Origin of the sequence: Frankia sp. AgKG'84/4, from assembly GCF_023242965.2 — a bacterium.
In the GTDB taxonomy this organism is placed as follows: Bacteria; Actinomycetota; Actinomycetes; order Frankiales; family Frankiaceae; genus Frankia.
This window is the reverse complement of sequence record NZ_JALKFU020001113.1, coordinates 1-1,317: the sequence shown is the minus strand read 5'-3', so window position 1 is coordinate 1,317 and position 1,317 is coordinate 1. Positions and strand designations below refer to the sequence as shown.

The window sequence follows — 1,317 nt, the reverse complement described above, 5'->3', positions numbered from 1 at the left end:
ACTCCTACTCGCAGCTCACCGTCGCCTCGGTCGCCGCCGCCGGGGTCGCGACCGTGCTGGCCGTCGGCACCACCGTGCTGTCCTGGCGGGCGCTGCTCGCCGGGCTCGGCGCGCGGCTGCCGCTGCGGGCGGCCGTGCGGATCTTCTTCGTCGGTCAGATCGGCAAGTACATCCCCGGGAGCGTGTGGCCGGTCCTCGCGCAGATGGAGCTGTCCCGCGACTACGGGGTGTCCCGGCCGAAGGCGGCGTCGGCGAGCCTCGTCGTGCTCGCCCTCGCCGTCCCCAGCGGCGGGCTCGCCGCCGCGGTGACGCTGCCGTTCGTCTCGGCGAAGGCGCTCGCCAGCTACTGGTGGGCGCTGGTAGCGGTGCCCGTCTTCGCCGTGCTGCTCTTCCCCCCGGTGCTGTCCCGGCTGCTGGCACTGGCGTTTCGGCTGCTGCGCCGCCCGCCGCTCGACGAGCCGCTCACGCTGCGCCCGATCGCGGCCGGCTCCGGCTGGCTGCTGCTCAGTTTCGGCTGGTACGGCCTGGCGACCTGGCTGCTCGTGCGCGACCTGGAACCGTCCGTCGGCGGTGCCCGACTGGCCGCCCTCTGCGTCGGCGCCTACGCGCTCGCCTGGACCGCCGGGTTCCTCGTCCTGGTGCTGCCCGCCGGTGCGGGGGTGCGCGAGGCGGTGCTGGTGCTGGCCCTGGCGCCGGCGATCGCCAGTGGCCCGGCGACCCTCGTCGCCCTGGTCGCGCGACTGCTGGCCACCCTCGCCGACCTGGTGTGGGCAGGGATCGGCGTGGCGCTGCGCGGACGCGGCGCCCTGCCGCTCGGCTCCGCCGCGACGTCGGAGGACAATGGGGCGCTATCCGCAGACGTGGGGGCACCCGGCGCCGCCGTCGCTGCCGGCAACGGGTCCACGGAGCCGGAACGAGGTACCCCCGCCCACCGGTAACGTGCCGTGGCGGAAAACGCGCATGGACGAGCCTGCGGGCGATGTCGCCCGCAGGCGGCGCGCGCAATCGTCACATGTCTGATCAAATGTGCCCGAACACCGAGGTTGCAGGCAGGATAGGCGGATGTTTCGAGGCGGCCGGCGAGCGGGCCGGACGCCGAGAGGCGGGTCGCGGCGCGAGGGAGTTACATGAACGGCCGAGCCATATGAACGGGCAGGGCAGCGAGAACCCGTCCGGTCGGCACGACGGCGGCACCCCGGTTGCCGATCCGGCGGGCTCGACCGGCCCGCAGCCCACCCGCTGGCCGTCCCCGACACCGCCGGAGAGCACCTCCGGCGCCGTCCGCCCGCCGGCCGGGCCCCGCGACCTCGCGTCGTC

The 1,317-nt window shown here is 75.2% G+C and carries 1 protein-coding gene; it reads left to right on the top strand.

Annotation, left to right across the window (positions count from 1 at the left end; genetic code table 11):
• Positions 1-938: lysylphosphatidylglycerol synthase domain-containing protein (locus MXD58_RS27735; RefSeq protein ID WP_250611100.1), on the top strand; the 938-nt coding region annotated here is incomplete at its 5' end.
• Between the last annotated feature and the right edge of the window lie 379 nt (positions 939-1,317).